Source organism: Plebeiibacterium marinum, assembly GCF_026013615.1.
Lineage (GTDB): Bacteria > Bacteroidota > Bacteroidia > Bacteroidales > Marinilabiliaceae > Saccharicrinis > Saccharicrinis marinus_A.
In genome coordinates this window covers 1-16,840 of record NZ_JAPDPI010000029.1, presented here as the reverse complement: position 1 = coordinate 16,840, position 16,840 = coordinate 1, and the positions used below count along the sequence as shown (strand labels likewise).

The 16,840-nt window shown below is 36.9% G+C and carries 20 protein-coding genes; 13 read left to right on the top strand and 7 right to left on the bottom strand.

Annotated features, from left to right (window positions below; genetic code table 11):
* Positions 1–215 precede the first annotated feature (215 nt).
* Positions 216–1,235, top strand: a complete 1,020-nt coding sequence (locus OM074_RS13970; RefSeq protein WP_301200451.1) for a branched-chain amino acid aminotransferase — start codon at positions 216–218, stop codon at positions 1,233–1,235.
* 70 nt (positions 1,236–1,305) lie between these two features.
* Here the strand turns inward: OM074_RS13970 and OM074_RS13965 are convergent, their stop codons facing one another.
* Positions 1,306–1,704 carry a hypothetical protein gene (locus tag OM074_RS13965; RefSeq protein ID WP_301200449.1) on the bottom strand — a complete coding sequence of 133 codons (399 nt, stop codon included), beginning with the start codon at positions 1,702–1,704 and terminating at the stop codon, positions 1,306–1,308.
* Positions 1,705–1,828: 124 nt separating this feature from the next.
* Positions 1,829–4,048 carry a T9SS type A sorting domain-containing protein gene (locus OM074_RS13960; RefSeq protein ID WP_301200446.1) on the bottom strand — a complete coding sequence of 740 codons (2,220 nt, stop codon included), beginning with the start codon at positions 4,046–4,048 and terminating at the stop codon, positions 1,829–1,831.
* 291 nt (positions 4,049–4,339) lie between these two features.
* Here OM074_RS13960 and OM074_RS13955 point away from each other — a divergent pair, with 291 nt between their 5' ends.
* The 10 genes from OM074_RS13955 to OM074_RS13910 all read left to right on the top strand — a co-directional run bounded on the left by OM074_RS13955 (position 4,340) and on the right by OM074_RS13910 (position 11,016).
* Positions 4,340–4,717, top strand: coding sequence for a YccF domain-containing protein (locus tag OM074_RS13955; RefSeq protein ID WP_301200444.1), 378 nt, complete (start codon positions 4,340–4,342; stop codon positions 4,715–4,717).
* Positions 4,718–4,732: 15 nt separating this feature from the next.
* Positions 4,733–5,173: a DUF417 family protein gene (locus OM074_RS13950; RefSeq protein WP_301200442.1), complete on the top strand. Its 441-nt coding sequence runs from the start codon at positions 4,733–4,735 to the stop codon at positions 5,171–5,173.
* A gap of 11 nt (positions 5,174–5,184) precedes the next feature.
* A complete protein-coding gene (locus OM074_RS13945) occupies positions 5,185–5,772 on the top strand; it encodes an LOG family protein (RefSeq protein ID WP_301200440.1) in 588 nt (195 codons plus the stop codon).
* Positions 5,773–5,827: 55 nt separating this feature from the next.
* Entirely contained in the window at positions 5,828–7,015 is a 1,188-nt protein-coding gene (locus OM074_RS13940; RefSeq protein ID WP_301200438.1) for a DUF4271 domain-containing protein, read from the top strand.
* A gap of 33 nt (positions 7,016–7,048) precedes the next feature.
* A complete protein-coding gene (locus tag OM074_RS13935; protein ID WP_301200437.1) occupies positions 7,049–7,801 on the top strand; it encodes a uroporphyrinogen-III synthase in 753 nt (250 codons plus the stop codon).
* Positions 7,802–7,893: 92 nt separating this feature from the next.
* The gene (locus tag OM074_RS13930; RefSeq protein ID WP_301200436.1) at positions 7,894–8,307 is read left to right on the top strand and encodes a ribonuclease P protein component; all 414 of its coding nucleotides are present in this window, start codon (positions 7,894–7,896) and stop codon (positions 8,305–8,307) included.
* Complete coding sequence (gene yidD, locus OM074_RS13925; protein ID WP_301200435.1) at positions 8,294–8,545, top strand: membrane protein insertion efficiency factor YidD; 252 nt, start codon at positions 8,294–8,296, stop codon at positions 8,543–8,545. Before OM074_RS13930 ends, yidD begins: the two co-directional genes overlap by 14 nt.
* Before the next feature lie 63 nt (positions 8,546–8,608).
* A complete protein-coding gene (rbfA, locus tag OM074_RS13920) occupies positions 8,609–8,947 on the top strand; it encodes a 30S ribosome-binding factor RbfA (RefSeq protein WP_301200433.1) in 339 nt (112 codons plus the stop codon).
* Between the two features lie 2 nt (positions 8,948–8,949).
* A complete protein-coding gene (locus OM074_RS13915) occupies positions 8,950–9,777 on the top strand; it encodes a class I SAM-dependent methyltransferase (RefSeq protein ID WP_301200431.1) in 828 nt (275 codons plus the stop codon).
* 9 nt (positions 9,778–9,786) lie between these two features.
* Positions 9,787–11,016 (top strand): ABC transporter permease, encoded by a 1,230-nt coding sequence (locus tag OM074_RS13910; protein WP_301200429.1) that lies wholly within the window; start codon positions 9,787–9,789, stop codon positions 11,014–11,016.
* Between the two features lie 35 nt (positions 11,017–11,051).
* Here OM074_RS13910 and dusB read toward each other — a convergent pair whose 3' ends face one another.
* The 5 genes from dusB to OM074_RS13885 all read right to left on the bottom strand — a co-directional run bounded on the left by dusB (position 11,052) and on the right by OM074_RS13885 (position 14,526).
* Positions 11,052–12,056, bottom strand: a complete 1,005-nt coding sequence (gene dusB / locus OM074_RS13905) for a tRNA dihydrouridine synthase DusB (protein ID WP_301200427.1) — start codon at positions 12,054–12,056, stop codon at positions 11,052–11,054.
* Entirely contained in the window at positions 12,056–12,658 is a 603-nt protein-coding gene (locus tag OM074_RS13900) for a TlpA family protein disulfide reductase (protein ID WP_301200425.1), read from the bottom strand. The genes dusB and OM074_RS13900 overlap by 1 nt, the downstream gene beginning before the upstream one ends.
* Before the next feature lie 9 nt (positions 12,659–12,667).
* Positions 12,668–13,330 carry a hypothetical protein gene (locus tag OM074_RS13895; RefSeq protein WP_301200423.1) on the bottom strand — a complete coding sequence of 221 codons (663 nt, stop codon included), beginning with the start codon at positions 13,328–13,330 and terminating at the stop codon, positions 12,668–12,670.
* Entirely contained in the window at positions 13,327–13,743 is a 417-nt protein-coding gene (locus OM074_RS13890; RefSeq protein WP_301200421.1) for a DUF8840 domain-containing protein, read from the bottom strand. Before OM074_RS13890 ends, OM074_RS13895 begins: the two co-directional genes overlap by 4 nt.
* Positions 13,744–13,809: 66 nt before the next feature.
* Positions 13,810–14,526, bottom strand: coding sequence for a hypothetical protein (locus OM074_RS13885; protein ID WP_301200420.1), 717 nt, complete (start codon positions 14,524–14,526; stop codon positions 13,810–13,812).
* A 294-nt stretch (positions 14,527–14,820) separates the two neighbouring features.
* On the opposite strand from OM074_RS13885, the gene OM074_RS13880 reads away from it, so the two are divergent.
* Both OM074_RS13880 and OM074_RS13875 read left to right on the top strand, forming a co-directional pair.
* On the top strand, positions 14,821–15,351 hold the full coding sequence (locus OM074_RS13880) for a hypothetical protein (protein ID WP_301200418.1): 531 nt from the start codon (positions 14,821–14,823) through the stop codon (positions 15,349–15,351).
* Positions 15,352–15,473: 122 nt separating this feature from the next.
* The gene (locus tag OM074_RS13875) at positions 15,474–16,709 is read left to right on the top strand and encodes an ATP-binding cassette domain-containing protein (protein WP_301200416.1); all 1,236 of its coding nucleotides are present in this window, start codon (positions 15,474–15,476) and stop codon (positions 16,707–16,709) included.
* Positions 16,710–16,840: the final 131 nt, after the last annotated feature.

The window sequence follows — 16,840 nt, the reverse complement described above, 5'->3', positions numbered from 1 at the left end:
TTGCAATAACGCAAAGCTGTTTTTATCCGTTAAAAATAAATTATAGTTTTTTATACTTTCAAATTAAAAGCGCGTAATATTCAGAAATAGAATAACTAAACAGGTCAAAATATAAAATATCATCCATTAAAGTTGCGATCTGTCATAAAATCTTTCACCAATTTGTTATAGTTTTATATCGGTAAAAAAAATTAGTTCATTTTAATCATTTCTCCATGAGCAAAATCGATTGGGCAAATCTATCGTTCAGTTATATAAAAACAGACTATAACGTTCGTAGTTATTTTAAAGATGGCCAATGGAGTGAGTTGGAAGAATCCACTTCTGAGCAACTTACCATTCATATGGCGGCAACATGTGTTCATTACGGTCAAGAGGCGTTTGAAGGCCTTAAAGCATTTAAAGGGAAAGATGGCAAGGTCCGTGTTTTCCGTATGGAAGAAAATGCTAAACGACTGCAAAAATCTGCAGAGGGTATTTTAATGGAACCTGTTCCTGTTGATTTATTTAATAAAGCCGTCATTCGTGCAATTGAGCTCAATATGGATTATGTTCCCCCATATGAGTCAGGAGCATCCTTATATATCCGTCCATTATTAATCGGTTCAGGTCCAAAAGTTGGCGTTTCACCATCAGACGAATATACATTTATTGTATTTGTAACTCCTGTTGGCCCATACTTTAAAGAAGGTTTTAAGCCTACAAAATTAATGATAAACCGGAAATTTGACAGAGCAGCTCCACAGGGAACCGGTAACATTAAAGTAGGTGGAAATTATGCAGCCAGTATGGTGGCAGGTAAAATAGCACATGAAAAAGGTTACTCGGCTGTATTATATCTTGATAGCCGGGAAAAAAAATACATCGACGAATGTGGCCCTGCAAACTTCTTTGGAATTAAGGATAACACCTATATAACACCTTTGTCAAATTCAATCCTTCCAAGTATCACCAATATGAGCCTGGTACAACTTGCTGAAGACATGGGAATGAAAGTTGAAAGAAGGCCGATTGAATTTGCAGAATTAGCTTCACTTGAAGAAGCTGGGGCATGTGGTACCGCAGCGGTTATTAGTCCTGTAGGACAAATTGACGACGTTGAAGAAGGTAAATCATTCCATTATGGAGAACCTGGTGAACCAGGCCCTATCAGTCAGAAACTATACAAAAAATTAAGAGCTATCCAATATGGCGACGAGCCAGATACCCATAATTGGGTTACCGTAATAGGATAATCTCTAATTGATATAAAACATAAAAGCCGGCTAAAAATAGTCGGCTTTTTATTTTTGAAAATTATAGTAATTAAACCAAATTCCTTCTCTCTCCTACAATAAGCAAAGCTTCCTCACGAATAATCTCCGGGAGTTCAATCTGCCTGAGCTGAATGCTTTTCATCCAGCTTGCCACCTCAATACCTTTTAAAGTATACAATATGTCGCGAAACTCTTCAATGGCATCATCAGAATAAGCGGATGGAGCAGTACCCCTGAACCTATCCAATTCTTCATCATCGTAATAATTAACCTCAGCACTGGAACTTAATAAACTATCCGCCTCACATACTTCATGTGCACCACAACAATCATCCGGCACTGCAACCGCCTCTTCTTCTACTTGCCCTTCACCCTTACGTTTGGTTTTGTTTGAAGCAAACCATGCCACAATAAGAGCCAACAAAATTAACACTACTATGTAAATCATGCTGCGAAATTATAAAAAGTGCCAAAATATTTTGAGATATTTCTGTTAATAATTGTTGATATACATAAAAGATACTATCCCACCTATTATATCTTGTACCCACATAAAATAAAATGCTCCAACCTTATTTTTTAATAAGCTTAACCACCTTAGATCTTGAATTACCTTCAACAAGCACAATATAAATGCCATTTTTCAGATCAGAAACATTAATAGCATTATCTACAACATTATACACATGTATTAAATCTCCCGTTAACGAATAGATGGATACTTTATTTGCTTCAATATTCAAGTTAACGATATCACTGGCAGGATTTGGTGACAAAACTGCGCCATCGTACAGTTCTGAATCATCCAGATTTGTAGGAATTGTCAATTGCCATATTCCCTGAGCTGTAGTTGTATAGGCTACTCCATTGTAAAATGCAAAATCATATACCTCTACACCAGCACTTATACCACTTGTTGAGATATAACTATCCCCATCATTATAACTCAAATAAATCCCTTGATCATAGGGCGATACAAACAACACGCCATCGTGATAAGCCATAGCACTAAAATCATAGTAAGGTAGGTCGCCAGAATACTTTTGCACCCATGTATTAGTCTCCCAGGATAGCAATCTATAATTCCAGTTTGAATACCTTACCTTTAAAAATGCCTTACCGGCAGGAGTGATCAATAAAACATCTTCATCATCATATAAAGCTTCCAAACTTCCTGTAGAGATGCCATCCATGGCTAAAGCCCAGGTTTCTCCATCATCCGAAGATTTGTATACCTCTAACAGATTGGACGTGTTTACACCAGCCATAAACAACAAGTTATTTTCTCCGGAAACACCATCTCCGGATATCACTTTAGGTACAAAATCAGCAGGAATAGTTGTTGCTTCAGTCCAGGCGTCTCCATTATTTAGCGATCTATAATACCGGATATCACTTCCATCCAATGCCATTCCAAAAATAACAGAACCGTTTTTTCCAACGACCTTGACATTATCGATAGTTGCCGGGTAATTTACTTTCTCCCAGTTCTCACCATCATCCACCGACCGATATAAATCCTGGGGCTCAGGGTCATCGTCTGGATTATTTGAGTAATTGGCAAACAGGTAAGCGCCATTATTTAAATAACCATATACCCGCTCCAGCTGCTGTTCCGCAGGAAAGCCATTCATCCATACATTCCAGGAACTTCCCAAATCAGATGAACCATATATCCCCGACACAAACAAGGAGGTTAACATGTTATCTCCGGACACATATAACTCTTGAAAATCACTGGCCAACAAACCTGAATTAAGCGGAGACACTGCAGTTGTACTAATATCTGGAGTATAATGAATACCATCATCAATAAAGCAAGCTATAACTTCATTACCTACAGCATCAAATGCCAAAGCAAAAGGAGCCCCTTTTGTTAAAGAGGTTGTATGCAAGGTCCAGCTATCCCCCTGATTTAAGGTACTATAAAAACCTACAGACATATCCCCTTCCAAAAATGTAGCAAACACCTCTCCCAGACCGTTTTCGCACAGGTTATTAAACACTATCCCATTTTCCCAGTATGGAGGAATACCAATATTTGTCCACCCCTCTGAGCCAACCTGATCATAGCGATATAAACTACCCTCTCCACCAACAATCAGATAATCTCCAGACTTAACAAGACTCTCAATAGTAGTATTCTCAATAGAACTTCCCGGGTATGCAGCTGAAAAACCCAGGCTTACTGCAGCTTGACCATTAGAAGTTTTTGATAGAAACTCACCTGTGTTGTTTGTATTGGAATGTGTGATATACGCAAAGGTTCCATCGGTAAATATATCAGGCTCGTAATCAATCCCGGTTACCTGCATACCCTGCTCCCAACTGGTTCCATTATCATCTGAATAATACACATACGCTTCTGTTCCGTCATTAATCTCTGCAACAACTAATAACCTCCCCCCTATACTTACAATATTTCTCGATAAATAATAAAAACCATCCAATCCGGAAGAAGCAACCCATGAAGAGCCTCCATTTGCTGAGTACACAATGCCATACCATCTATTTACAACAACCAGATTGTTTCCGGAAGATACCATTCCTTCCACTCGCAACTGTCCAATAACATTATTTAAATTATTATTTACCAACACCCAGGAATCACTGCCATTGGTCAACTTAAACACCCCTCCGGGAGTACCCAAATACCAATCGGTTTGATGTTTTACCAAGGTTTCAGGAAAAGGAACCTCCAGGTCAGCACTTGTTAGTTGCACCCAACTTTGAGCAAAAAGAAAATTCGATATCACTGACCAAACGAAAATCAGAAGTAAAGCTTTTTTCATAATTCCATATTTTAATGAGTTGTATCAAGTTAACAAATTAATACTTAATATGTTCCCATCATATTTCCATAAGCTTCAAATTCCAACTCTCCATGTTATTGTTTAAATATTTTCGACCTAATTTAAAAATGATTAAATTCTACATTTTGACGAATAAATAAGTTACCATGTGCTACAACATAAAATATCTGAGCCAAAGAGAACTTAATTAGTGCAAAAAGCAGATACCAATATTTTATAGAGATAAAAAATACTTTACAGTTATATTAGTTATATTCGAAACAAAAACACATGAACCTACTTGGAAATATAATCTGGTTAATTTTTGGCGGCTTTATGGTGGCGCTTGAGTATTTGGTAGCCAGCATAATTTTAATGGTCACCATTATTGGTATTCCTTTTGGATTGCAGACTCTAAAACTGGCAAGCCTGGCATTCTGGCCTTTTGGAAGAGAAACAGTAGCTTCCCCACGAGCTGATGGATGCCTCTCTCTATTCATGAATATTTTATGGCTTTTGGTTGGTGGTATTTGGATTGCCCTGTCACACGTTTTTTGGGGACTGATTTTATGTATAACCATCATTGGAATCCCCTTTGGTAAACAACACTTTAAATTGGCATCAATAGCATTAACCCCATTTGGCAGGGAAATCAGATATAAACGTTAAACCTTACTAAGAGAGATGAAGAACTTTTTAAGCAAACTGGTAAAAACACTAGGTGTTTTTATACTAAGATACGGACTAGGACTGGTTATTATTTGGTTAGGATTTTTAAAATTCAAGAACATTGAAGCAGACTATACCCACCAGTTAATCTCTGGAGGATACATGTCGTGGATATTAAAATACCTGACTCCTTACGCATTAAATCATATTGTTGCCTATTTGCAAATAGTAACAGGGATTTTTCTCATGCTCAAACCCATATCAAAACCGATGTCGGTGTGGGGTGGCATTGGAGCTTGCACCATGTTTATTGTAAGCATTTCGCTACTGTTTACTTCAAAAATTGTATGGCAAACAGGATACGGCTTCCCTGAATTATCAAAAGCCGGGCAAACTATTTTAAAGGACATTATTTTACTTGGGGCATCGGCCTGGTGCACAAGCGACAGTTTATAATATTTAAACACATGGAAGAAATAAAAAGAGTATGTGTCTTTTGCGCTTCTAGTTCAAAAGTTAAAGAGTGCTATACCAAAGACGCTGTATTACTTGGAAAGATTCTGGCTCAGAAAGGTATCGGCATGAACTACGGCGGTGGTGCGGTTGGACTAATGGGGGCCATTGCAGATAGCATGTTGCTAAACAGGGGTGATGTTACGGGAATTATTCCACGATTTATGGTTGAAGTTGAATGGGAACACAAAGGTGTAGCTAACATGATTCATGTTGACACCATGGCAGAAAGGAAAAAGTTATTGGTAGAAAATACAGATGCGGTAATCTGCTTACCGGGAAGCACTGGCACGCTTGAAGAACTATTCGAGGTACTGTCGAACAAAAAACTGGGCCTATTTACAAAACCTGTAATTTTATTAAATACAAATGGCTTCTTTAATCCTATGATCCAGATGCTTGATAAAATAGCCAACGAGGAGTTTATGAGGGACGAACACCGAAACATCTGGAGTGTTGTTGAAAAACCTGAAGATGTAATTCCTGCAATTATAAATGCAACCCCCTGGACTATGGAAGCATTTAAGATTGCCGCCGTTTAAAATTCAGTTATAATTCTTCAATGGTTTTTATATTTTTGCAAAAAATCACTTAACAATGGATCTTTACATAAACGCAGAAAATACAACAAAACAGGATTCTACAAACAGAATTGAAGACCACAAGATCTCGTTACCAAAAGATTCAATCGTTGTTGATATAAAGCAAACTTCTACTTTATCCATTCCCGAAACTCCCAAAAGATTTTTAAAACAAGCCACCCCCCCAAAAAAAACACCTGAATTATTTAAGGCATCACCAGAAGATTCTTTATCCTTTAATCTAATAAAACGGAACCAAAAAGACTTTGGGATATTAAAGAAGAACATTGTCGATGATTTTTTATCGCCGATACCCTTAAGCGACAGGATATGGATCAATCAAAACCCATCATTGGCAGGCATACAAAACGATGCGGCACCTGTAACAGACACATTACAAACTAAAATATCAAACACACTGCCACAAGCAGAAAGCAGCCAAACTGATTCTTCTTTTTTCATGGAGAAAACTACCAGTTTAAATGACACTCAAAAAGGAAGTAGAACACAAACAAAAGAACATACAGAAGTCAATCCTCAACACGCCATAGCTCCCGAGCACAATTGGAATAAAGACATTCTGTCTGGATTTATATTAATTTCGGTAGCAATACTGGGTTTTTTAAGGGTTACTAACTTTAAATACTTAAAAGAGTTGTTCTCATCCCTAATTTATACTCAGAATGCCAGGAAGATGTTAAAAACGGTGAACCTGCACTACCAAAAGCCGGCATTCATCCTTAATAGCCTGTTTCTATTTAACACCTCAATCTTTTTATACCAGGTTATAAATCATTACCAAATAAGAACTTATTCCAGTCAAAACCTAATACTCATCCCAATTATCATAGGGATCATACTTATTTTTGGCTTAATAAAAATGGCGCTCTACCGATTTGTTGCCTTTGTATTCGACACTATCCCCGAAACAAAAGAATATCTGTTTTTCAGCTCCCTGCACAACAAAGTATTTGCCATTGCTATTTTACCTATCATACTTGTTCTTCCATATATCTCGCCTGAAGCAATCCAGGGAGTTATATATTTAGGCCTTTCTATATACACCTTACTCTATTTAATGCAATTATTTAGGGGTTTTGCAATTATTTTAAAAAATGTAGCTTCATTATTTTACTTGTTTTTGTATCTTTGTGCCCTAGAAATTTTGCCTATCATGATTGTTTATAAGATTTTAATTAAATAGGCATTGCGTGGTAAGAATTAAAGAGATATAGTTTTGAAGATAAAAAGAATCCTGGTTTCCCAGCCAAAACCACAAACAGAAAAATCACCTTATTTTGAATTGGCGGAGAAGAACAACGTAAAAATTGACTTCAGACCGTTTATTCAAGTAGAGAGTGTGCCTACCAAAGAGTTTCGTGCTCAAAAGGTAAACATCCTTGATCATTCAGCTGTTATTTTCACTAGTCGCACTGCAATTGACAATTATTTCAGGGTTGCAGAAGAGATGCGGGTAACTGTTCCTGACACAATGAAATATTTTTGTATTTCTGAAGCAACTGCGTATTATCTACAAAAATACATTGTATACAGGAAACGTAAAATTTTCCATTCTACAGGAAAATTTGCTGACTTGACAGATGTTATCAAAAAACATAAAGATGAGAACTACCTGGTTCCTCTTTCTGATATCCACAAGCAAGAAATTCCTGATTTACTGGACAAAAACAATATTAAGTATTCAAAAGCCATATTGTACAGAACCGTAAGCAGCGACTTAAGCGACCTGAAAGATATTGATTACGATATCCTTGTTTTCTTTAGTCCATCAGGTATAGCCAGTTTGTTACAAAATTTTCCTGGCTGGGATCAAAAAGAAACAAAAATTGCTTCGTTTGGACCTGCTACAGCAAAGGCTGTTAAAGAGGCCGGTTACAGGTTAGATATTCAAGCCCCTATGCCACAAGCACCATCAATGACCATGGCATTGGAGCAGTTTATCAAAAAGCACAACAAAGCTCAAAAATAGAATCCAACAGAGACTCAAAATACAAAAGGGCATTTTAAAATGCCCTTTTTTTATCTTTCAAAACTAAAGGTTAACAAACACATAAATTGCAAATGGCACATTCGGATTATTCCTTTCCAAAATCAGATCGGTTATGCAGCCATACACTAATTAACCAACTGTTTGCCGAAGGAAAATCATTTGTATGTTATCCTTTCAGGGTGGTTTATAAAAAATCCAATCTTCCAGACCCAATACATTCGCAAGTATTGTTCAGCGTATCAAAAAAAAGGTTTAAAAGGGCGGTAATGCGCAACCTGCTTAAAAGAAGATGCAGGGAAGCCTATCGCTTGAACAGGGAGGAATTTGCCTCTTTTCTTACTCAGAACAATCAACAAATTACGTTTGCACTGGTTTATATAGCAAGAGAGGAACTTGGTTACTCTGTAATTGAAAAAGGAATAAAAAAAACCTTAACTAAATTGCAGTTATCACTTAATAAAAACAGCAACCATGCAACTGATTAAATGGGCAATCAACAGCATAAAAGCTGCGTTGGTCTTTATCTTAATAATACCTATTAAGATTTATCAACATGCCATATCGCCAATGTTTGGTGCCTCATGCAGATACACGCCAACCTGCTCTGCTTATGCGGTTGAAGCATTAAAAAAACACGGCCCTTTCAAAGGAGCCTATCTGGCCATAAAACGGATTTTAAGCTGCAACCCCTGGGGTGGCCACGGTCACGACCCGGTTCCTTAATCCTTATTATTGGGCAGATTCAATTAAAAAGTTTATTTTCGTGAGTTAATTAAATAGAAAAATATGGAGTCGACCAGACAAAAAAAGGTATCCAGATTATTACAAAAAGAAATAAGTGAAATGTTCCTTAAAGAAGCCAAAGCATATACACTAGGTGCAATGGTTTCCGTTTCTAAGGTACGCATTTCGCCCGACCTTGGTAATGCTAAAGTGTATATCAGCATATTTCCATCAGCAAAAAAGGAAGATATTTTTAACGAAATACAAGAGCACCATTCCTTGATGCGAAGAAATCTTGGATTAAGGGTTGGGAAACAACTCAGGGTTGTTCCTGAACTACAGTTTTACATTGATGATTCACTGGATTACATTGACAATATTGACCGTCTTTTAAAAGAATAGCAATGCAGTACGATCCTATAAAAAGAAGTCTTGGTAAAGTTTTTAACCGCTCTCCATTTCTGCGCATTTTATTTTACAAGTTGCTTGACCTATTGCTATTAAGGGCATGGCACATCCGGAAGGAAATAAAATCATGGTCGAAAAAGATTGGCAACGACATCAACGTACTGGATGCCGGATCAGGTTTTGGCCAGTACGTATATTTTATTTCATCCTTAAACAAAAGCTGGAAAGTAACTGGCGTTGATGTTAAAACGGAACAGATTGAAGATTGCAACAGGTTTTTTGGCAAGATAAAGCGGGACAAACAGGTTTGCTTTAAATACGCTGATTTAACCAAACTGGGAGAAGAAAACTTGTACGACCTGGTTGTTTCTGTTGATGTAATGGAGCATATTGAAGATGATGAAGGCGTGTTCAGAAACCTGAATATGGCCATGAACAACGGAGGTATGCTACTGATCTCTACACCCAGTGATCAGGGAGGCTCTGATGCACATCATCATGAAGTAGAGCACGAAGATGGCGTAACCGGATTTATTGACGAACATGTAAGAGACGGATACAACAAACAGGAAATAAAACAAAAACTGCAGAAAGCCGGATTTAAAGATATTGAAGTAAAATACTCATACGGATGGCCGGGCAACATTTCATGGAAATTATCCATGAAGTATCCCATTATCATGCTGAATTTATCCAAAGTATTCTTTATTATTTTGCCTTTCTATTATTTAATTACCTTCCCTATATCATTTATATTGAATATTTGGGATGTGAAAGGCCAATTCAGCAAAGGAACTGGTTTGATTGTAAAGGCTTTTAAATAAAAATAGTCAATGCGCCTAATACTCGAAATAGCATTAAAATTCCTTTTTGGCAAAAAATCAAAAGGCATCATAAATGTTATTTCTACCATCTCAATTGTTGGGGTTTCTGTAGGTACCATTGCCTTATTGGTCATCCTTTCGGTTTTTAACGGGTTGCACGGATTAATTGGCAGCCTCTATGGGTCATTTGATCCGGACATAAAAATATCAGCTACTGAAGGTAAGTTCTTTTCTACTGATTCGTTAAATATCAAAGAAATAGAAGCGCTTGATGAAGTTGCCTATATTTGTCCGATAATTGAAGACAACGCCCTGCTAAAATATGACGACAGACAGGTTACCGCTGTTGTCATGGGCGTTAATGCCGCCTTTTCAAAAGTCAGCCAACTCGATTCCATCATTGTCGAAGGGGAATTTAACCTCAGGGATAAACAGGGTTTTGGTGGTGCCATAGGTTATGTATTGGCCGACCAGTTAAATATCCGGGTATCATTTTTAACGCCCCTGCTTTTATATGTTCCCAAGCGGAATAAAAAGATCAATCTGATGCGCCCCAATGAAGCATTTAATACCCATTATGTCCATCCCAAAGGCATATTCCTTGTAAAACAAATGGACTATGACTCAAAATACGTACTTGTTGATATTGATCTGGTGAGGGATTTATTCCAATATAAAGATTCTGAAGTTACTTCCCTGGCCATTGCACTAAAAGATGGCTACGATAATTACGCCACCCAAAAAAAGATACAAAAGATATTAGGCGCCGGTTTAAAAGTTGAAAACAGGCACGAACAACATGCCAGTTTTTACAAAATGATGAAAGTAGAAAAAATGGTGGCCTATCTCATATTGTGCTTTATCCTGATCATTGCAACCTTCAACCTCATCGGCACCATGTCAATGCTTATTTATGATAAAAAAGAAGGCATTAAAATATTAAAAAGCATTGGAGCGGATCAAAAGATGGTTACCAGGATATTTCTGGTTGAAGGATGGCTTATTTCTTTGATTGGCGTAATATGTGGCTTAGCAATTGGCATTATCCTGGTCCTTATCCAGCAATATTTTGGAGTGATCACATTTGGCGGTAGCAGTAGTTTTGTTGTTGATGCATATCCGGTTGCCCTGGTGGCAATGGATATATTTTACACCCTGCTTACAGTAACAACCATTGGATTTTTTGCAGCATCATACCCGGTAAAGGTTATTGTTAAGAGATACTTTAACGAAAATTAAATACCATACTCCTGCTATAATTCTTTTAGCATCTGCTATTCATACGTCTCAACTGTTGACACACAATCAGCATATCTTTCTTTTATTTCATCCAGGCATTGATTTACCTCTTCGGCAGTATCCGCTCGAAGCATCCTTATCTTCAACTCCCTGAAATTCCTTAACCCCTTAAAAGAAATAGCCAGATGCCTGCGCATATGTAAAATCCCACGCCTCTCACCTAACCATTCAATACTACTGGACAAATTCTCTCGTATCATCTCTACATGCTCCGGTATTTTAGGAAGCTCCAACAACTCACCAGTATCCAGATAATGTCGGATTTCTTTAAATATCCATGGCCGCCCGATGGATGGCCTGCCGATCATTAAAGCATCCACGCCATATTTATCAAGATATTTTTTTGCTTTTACAGGATTCGTTAAGTCACCGTTTCCTATGATAGGGATATGCATCCTTGGATTGTTCTTTACCTCTCCAATTAAACTCCAATCAGCCTCGCCATTGTACATTTGCGCCCTTGTCCGACCATGTATTGTCAATGCCTTAATACCCGTATCCTGAAGTTTTTCAGCTACTTCCACAATTTCCTTGGAACTATCATCCCATCCCAAACGAGTTTTAACGGTAACGGGCAATTCCACAGCTTCCACAATCTGCCGGGTCATTTCTACCATTTTGGGTATATCCCGCAACATTCCTGCACCAGCTCCCTTGCCTGCTATCTTTTTTACAGGACAACCAAAATTGATGTCGATTAATTCAGGTCCGGCCTCAGCAGCTATTTTAGCAGCCTCAACCATAGCATCTATTTCTTTGCCATACAACTGGATACCAACAGGCCGCTCCTCATCAAATATTTTAAGTTTTCGTTGTGTTTTTTCAATACTCCTGATTAAAGCATCTGCTGAAACAAACTCAGTATACATTAAATCGGCACCATACTTTTTACACAACAACCTGAACGAAGGATCCGTAACATCCTCCATTGGAGCAAGTAAAAGCGGATGCTTTCTCAACTTTAAATTACCTATATTCACTATTCTGCAATTAATTTCTTTAAAAGCGCTTTAAACTGATCGCTGTTCCATTTGGCTGCCCCTACCTTATTGATCACCACTTCTCCCTTTTTTGATATAATCAAAGAAGTTGGATAAGTATTCCCAAACAAGCTGGACGGTACCCTTTGCGACATGATGCTTACCGGCACTTCATATCCTTTTTTATCTAAAAACCCTTTAAGTTTGGCCGCCTCCTCATTGCTTATCAATACAAACTCAACCTGACCACCAAACTCTTTGTACAAATCATTTATTGAAGAAAACTCAGCCACACAAGGGGGGCACCATGTTGCCCAAAAATTAAGAAAAACCACCTTTCCTTTTAAATCTGCAAAATCTTTTGTTTCATGATTTAAGTTCAGGTATTTCCATCCATAATCGCTTTCGTTTAATATTTGCTTTTCCGATGACTCCTTTGGGGATGTCATGGTGTATTTAATAAAAAACGAAGTAATCGGCAACCTTGTAGAAGGGTTAAGGATTAAAATAAACAAGATCAAAAACAAGAAATCCAGCACAATCCCTGCCTTTGTTTTCCTCTTCCGGTACTTTTCCCACTGCTCTTTGAAAAATTTCTTCATTGTTTTGTTTTAAATCTTTTTAAAAGTTAAACCAACCGGCCACTTCATACTTTTATAACATTTACCGCAATTAGAACAGATTTGCATGCGAATGGTTTTATAATCATTTAAACCATCCACATTATTATAAAATTTTTGGGCATCAATAGTAAACTTATGTCCTGTTCCAGGCATCAATGTAATCGGAAAATAATTTTGTCCGCCAATATTTTTAATGGCAAATTCCCTTTTATCCTTGCCTTTAAAAAACAAAATAGTTGGAGCATTAAAGGTAATATCTCTTTGTGTTTGGTTGATGATATACACCTTCAAGGCAAGATTTCCGTTGGATTTTAACCTATAGTAACCAACCCGGAATATAACTATTTTAGGCAGCAACTTATCGAGATAGCCATACCGTTTGGCAACAAAAAAGCCTAAAACAATTATAGTTACCAACAGCATTGAAACAAATCCACCATCTCCTGATGGTGCCTCATCAGACGGGGCTTGCGAAGGATAATCAGATGTTTGAGGGGATACTACTTCTGATTGCGGAGCTTCAGGCATGGATTCCTGTATGCCGGCACCCCTGCTACATACCTGCATCATAAGGGCCAAACCAAGCATAACGTATATGATAATCCTGTTTTTCTTAAAAAAATCAAGAAAATTATTTAACTGCCTGCTCATGATTTTTTCTCTGAAGAATCTTTTGAAACTTTAATTTCCGGAAAGGCCATGATCCCTTTATAATTGATATAAAATTCGCCACCAACTACCGGCTTAGCCATCTCCTCCTCTGTTTGTCCGTTGGCATTGGCAATACCCACACTGGCGTACCAGCATTTTGAATGGTGCTTTTTACCCAATTCCCTTACCTGCTCAATTACTTCCGGAAGTATGATTCCCATTTCAGGATAATAACCGGTTTTAACTACAACCATATGGAACTCATCATCCTTTTTGGCCAGAATCTGAGGATTTACATCCAGTTCCTTTCGCACATTAAGGACTTCGTATCCTTTATCCACCAAATCTTTATAAACAACCTTTATACCCAGAAAATGCAGTTCTTCCAGGTTCATAATTTTTCCTTCAGCCATATTTTTAAAATTGTGGCTGCAAAATTGGGAAATTCAGACTAAATAATCGAAAGAATAACTGATTATTTATTCATTATCAACATCAAAAACAAAAGTAGAATTAGGATATGCCGGATGTACGGAAGTTTTAAGCGTTTGCTTGATATTTTCTATCTCTTTTAACAGATTGGCAGATGGCTTACTTCCAAAAACAGACACCTGGATGGTAAATTTAAAATGGCGGTTTTTATGCTTTTGTACATTATTGGCCGTATCAAAAATCAAACGATTAATATCATAAACCAAACGCTCTTCGTTCATGTGGCCAATTAAGAAGGCAATACTTGGATTTTTGGCAGTATTTTCAGCAGTTTCTATGGCATTACACGAACTTTCCTCCACATCGGGAAATTCAACTTTATAAAAAATATTCTCTTCAAGGTTACTAAAATCCAACTCTCCTTTTGGAGCAAGTGTATTTTTATCTACCATTTGAAAATAAACTACCCCTTTATCAAACAATGAATGGTACCCTTTGTATAAAAAATAGGTTATTTCCTGTCCGTTTGCTTCTGCCGAAACCAAATCAGTAATTACAAAAGCCTCCGATTCATATTCGCCCAAACTTTTATATACATACTCATTGGTAAAGGCCTCCATTTTGGTACTAATACTTTTCCCAAAATTGGTGCGGATTACCATCCTGTTTTTTTCAACCAGTCCGTTTTTATTTACAGCCAGCAATTCGTTATTGGTTTCTTTTATCAGTTGTTTTAAAAAAACAGTAGCTTCCAGGTAATCCATAATCATTTATTTTGGGGTTGAAACTTCAAAAATACCAATTATCCAAACATAATTTGCATTTTAAAGGGGCCACGAAGGCGTTTTTAATCTTTTTTAATAGGAAATGTCAATATATACTAAGCAAACTCTGTTTCCAGAACAGAAAAACCTTTTCTAACCCCTATAACGCATTGATGCATTCTACATACTTAATTAATGTTGAATATTTGACCGCAAATTTCAAATTATTTGCTAATCAAACATCTTTGATGTTGCTTTGTTACGATTCTTCATAAACCTTAAATAACTTTAAAAATGAAAACAATTTTTATTTCCATATTTTTAATTCTGTACAGTCATACCATTTTTGCTCAAAATAAAATAAATGCAGAATTGAGATACAATTTAATTATGGCTACAAATATTAATGCTCCAAATTATGGATTTGAAGATGAAAACTCTATTGGAAACTCTATTAGATTCCTATTGGGTTATCATATCAACAATCATATTAATATAAATGTAGGATTAGGCCTAGATGGCTATTCTAATGCACATGGCATCAATACAGCCCCTCTTGTATTAAATATAAAATACTCCCCTAACGGGAAACCTAAAGGCATATTTTTCTTAGCAGAAGGAGGGCCCCAGGTCACTTTCTCATCGACTGAAGATAAAGGTTATATGTTTTTAGGAGGAATGGGCTATAAAATAAAACTAAGCCGCTTAATAAGACTTAATTTTTTGGCAGGCTATAATTATCAAAAAACAACTAAAGGTTTTTCTAATTTTGATGATGACTCTAGTAGACAAGGTTTTTTTATAGGAACCAGCATTTCTTTGTAAGCCTAAAAAAAGAAGAACATTAGAAAAGTTGCAGCACTATACTGCAACTTTTTTTATTTAAAATCAGAATTCAAAAAAGAGTTTAAATTTGCAGCATTGTTCTCATCAAACGCTATACTATTTTGAAACACTACGCCATAGAAAGCCAAAATTTCTCGGTAAAGGGAAACTGGATAAAACATCTACTGAAAGGACGAAACACTGATTTACCGGAATTTCAGGGAAAGAAAGGATTATTGTTCTCAACAATTACTTTAGAAAAGATGATTGAAGAAGAGTTTTTGCATGATGATTTTGCATTGACATCCGACCCCAAAAGAAGCATCAGGACTTATAGCAGCGGTGAACAACGAAAAGCTTTACTGCAATACCTTTTTAAACAGAAACCCGATTTCCTGGTTCTGGATAACCCTTTCGATTGCCTGGATGTGGAATCGGTTGCAGCACTAAAACAACAGTTAATTGAAATATCGGAACAGCTTCCGCTAATTCAGCTTTTTAAAAGAAAAAGCGACCTGATGCCATTTGTTACCGATGTTTTAATCATTGAAAAAGAAAAACTGATCAATTCTTTCACGATAGGTGAATTTAAAAAGAGACACTTGCACCTGGAGTCTACATTTTTGCAAGGCTCCATTCCCGCTCCAATTAAACGGTTCAGCAACACACCAAATGAGTTGGTTAAATTACAAAATGTAACGGTGCACTATGATGGCAGGTGTATCCTAAACAATATCAACTGGACAATCAACAAAGGAGAGTTCTGGCACCTGATTGGCCCTAATGGTTCAGGTAAAACCACCTTGCTTACCATGATTTACGGAGATAACCCAAAGGCATTTGGTCAGGACATATATATTTTTGGAAACAAGAAAGGCAGTGGAGAAAGCGTTTGGGATATCAAAGAAAAAATCGGCTACTTTACACCCTCAATGACTGAACGCTTTCATAGTAGCCAAACAGTAGAGCAGATGGTTATATCCGGACTTGTGGATAGTGTAGGCTTGTACCTAAAACCATCCGACATGCAAAGAAACCTGGCCCAACAATGGTTAAAAGTACTTGGGTTACTCAACAAAAAAGACGAACGATTTTATAAATTATCCCAGATAAACCAGCGAATGGTATTGATTGCCCGTGCTATGATTAAACATCCCCCATTATTGGTTTTAGATGAACCCTCAACCGGATTAGATGATATACATGCGTCGTTAATGGTTCAGTTGATTCAGAAAATAGCAGAAGAAAGTGAAACCGCAATATTGTATGTGTCGCATAGAAAAGAAGAAGGATTATTACCCCAGTATGTTTATAAGTTGAATACGAATGAAGGTGGTTCGGAAGGGATTATATTGTAGAATATTATTTTAACAGATCGTTAGATTTTAGATAAGAGACATTAGACTGATTTACAATTCGCTTAAAATCAATAAGATAATAATTTTGCCATAAATTATTCAATGTATTTAGAATCAGCACATTATAAAAA